A 2,874-nucleotide genomic window follows, 5' to 3' on the forward strand; every position below is an offset into this window, starting at 1 on the left:
TCACCTTGGAGACTACGAGGTTGATAGGTTGGGGGTGTAAGGGCTGTGAAGTCTTTAGCTGACCAATACTAATATGACGAACACTTAACCTAAAGCAAAATTGATTTAGAACGAAAGAGTTAATTTATCTCACTATTCTTAATTTACGAAAGTAAATTTTAGAAATATTGGTGATGCCCTTTATGGGTAGAAAAACATTATTATATAGTTTTGAATGTTTAATAATCATTAAATATTTATAGTCCAGTGGCTCAATTGGTAGAGTAACGGTCTCCAAAACCGTGGGTTTAGGGTTCGAGTCCCTACTGGACTGCCATAAGAAATTTTATCCGAATATTTTATTCGGATTTTTTTAATTATTTGGGAATTACATAGAAAAAGAGTTTGATAGTTAAGTGATTTTTTTTGAGCGTTTAAATATTAACTTAGACTATGTTAATAAATTCCTTTTGATAATTAGAAAAGTTATATATTTCTTTAGGCGAAGTAAAAAGGGGATTAAGATACTTTTGATTAAGTGTAAAGAGAGTTAGCAAATCTACTTTTCAATATAGACTTTAGACTTATAAGCAAATGGTTTCTATGTAAAATGAAAATAAGTATAACATAAAAACAGCTTTAGTAAAAAACAATTTTTAGAAGTGAGAAAAGTAATTTAGGCAAAGTAAAGAATGTGAAAAAATAAGAAGAATGATAAAAAACTTTTATTTTCTCATGGGTAAGATTTTTTTAAGAGTAGTAGTCATAATAGTTATTATATCACCCCCCCAAGATGGGGGCAAGGGATTGAAAAGCGCTAGCTATTTATTTTTATCTAAAAAATATGCTTGAAGGAAATGTCACTAAAATATAATTTATTTAGTAAAAAAGATATCTCCACCTATACTAGGTAGAGATATCTTTTTTATGGTTACATATTTTACAAGGGATATATCCTTCTTTTTTAGCTATGTCTAAAGAAAGCTCAGACATAGTATCATTATAATATCGACATTTTCTAGTGTGATATTTTTTTGAATGAGATGATATAAATACATGGTCTATCTTGTTATTTTTTAAGTCATTTTGAATTTTTTCTTTTAAAATATCCTTATTTTTTATTGCAAGTTCATCTTTTTCGTTGATTATTTCATGTGAATCTTTTGTTTTAGATCCTTTGAGTAAAAAAATAATAACAACAACTCCAATCAATATATAAATTCCAATCATAAATATATCACACTCCTCAATTATAAAAATGTATTGTTCTATTACAAGTATGCTATATTATTCAAGGAAAACCAAATTTTTTTTCTAAATATAGAGACTATTTATTGCTTTTTAAAATTTCTTATGGTATAGTATCCTCAAATAGAACAATATAATTCCTCAACACAGGGGGAAGTGGGGGAATGAAATGTACTATAAAATTAGGCTGATAAAAATGGAAAAAATTATTCAATAGTCCTAGGTCCGCATTGAAATAAGTGTGTACTTAGGACTTTTATTTTAAGGAGGCATAATGAAAACAGATATTCAAATAGCTCAGGAAGCCAAGATATTAAACATTAAAGAAATTGCAGCAAAAATCAACTTATTAGAAGATGATTACGATCAATATGGAAAGTACAAAGCAAAATTAAGTTTGGATATATTGGAAAAGAATAAAGATAAAAAAGATGGTAAATTAATCTTAGTGACAGCAATTACTCCTACACCAGCTGGAGAAGGAAAATCAACAGTTACTGTAGGTCTTACACAGGCTATGAATAAGTTAGGAAAAAAATCTATAGCAGCATTAAGAGAACCATCTCTTGGCCCTGTATTTGGAATGAAAGGAGGAGCTACTGGTGGAGGACATTCTCAAGTAATTCCAATGGAAGACATCAATTTACATTTCACAGGAGATCTACATGCAATAGGAACAGCACATAACCTTGTTTCAGCTTGTATAGATAACCACATTAAACATGGAAATAAATTAAACATAGATATAAATAAGATAGTTTTTAAAAGAGTAATGGATATGAATGATAGATCTCTTAGAAGCATAGTAATTGGAATTGGTGGAGTCGCAAATGGAATCCCTAGAGAAAATTCGTTCCAAATAACTGTAGCGTCTGAAATAATGGCTATCCTTTGTTTATCAGATTCTATTATGGATTTAAAAAACAGAATCAGCAACATAGTATTTGCATTTGATAAATCAGGAAATCCAATTAAAGTAAGTGACTTAAAAATAGAAGGAGCTATTGCGGCTTTATTAAAAGAAGCAATTAAGCCAAATTTAGTTCAAACATTAGAAAATACTCCAGTTATAATTCATGGTGGACCATTTGCTAATATAGCTCATGGGTGTAATTCAATGTTAGCAACTAAGATGGCACTTAAGTTATCTGATTATGCAATAACAGAGGCTGGATTTGCAGCAGATTTAGGAGCAGAAAAGTTTTTAGATATCAAATGTAGAAAAGGTGGATTAAAACCTAGTGCTGTAGTTATTGTAGCAACAGTAAAAGCTCTTAAGTTACATGGTGGAAAGAATTCAAAAGAGTTATCTAACGAAGATGTAGATGCACTTGCAAAAGGAATAGAAAACTTAGATAAGCATATTGAAAACATGAAGAGCTTTGGACTTCCGGTAGTAGTAGCTATGAATAGATTTATTACAGATACTGAAGCTGAATTAAACTTCATCAAAACTCATTGTGAAGAATTAGGTGTACCTGTAGCTTTATGTAATGTATGGGCTGATGGTGGAGAAGGTGGAATAGAGTTAGCTAAATTAGTTATGAATGAAATTGAAACTAAGGAAAATACGTTTGATTACCTTTATGATACTGAAGATACTATAGAAAATAAAATTGGAAAAATTGTAAAAAATATATATGGTGG

General features: G+C 29.6%; 2 protein-coding genes, 1 tRNA gene and 1 rRNA gene. 3 read left to right on the plus strand and 1 reads right to left on the minus strand.

Features of this window, described 5'->3' with window-relative positions; all coding sequences use genetic code 11:
• Positions 1-92, plus strand: a 23S ribosomal RNA gene (locus tag WBG30_RS13865); the annotation flags it as partial.
• 148 nt (positions 93-240) lie between these two features.
• Positions 241-316, plus strand: a tRNA-Trp gene (locus tag WBG30_RS13870).
• Positions 317-885: 569 nt separating this feature from the next.
• Here WBG30_RS13870 and WBG30_RS13875 read toward each other — a convergent pair.
• Positions 886-1,209: a hypothetical protein gene (locus WBG30_RS13875; RefSeq protein ID WP_424505249.1), complete on the minus strand. Its 324-nt coding sequence runs from the start codon at positions 1,207-1,209 to the stop codon at positions 886-888.
• 292 nt (positions 1,210-1,501) lie between these two features.
• On the opposite strand from WBG30_RS13875, the gene WBG30_RS13880 reads away from it, so the two are divergent.
• A partial coding sequence (locus WBG30_RS13880; RefSeq protein ID WP_424505250.1) for a formate--tetrahydrofolate ligase occupies positions 1,502-2,874 on the plus strand: 1,373 nt, incomplete at its 3' end.

Source organism: Psychrilyobacter sp. (genome assembly GCF_049671765.1).
Taxonomy (GTDB): Bacteria; Fusobacteriota; Fusobacteriia; order Fusobacteriales; family Fusobacteriaceae; genus Psychrilyobacter.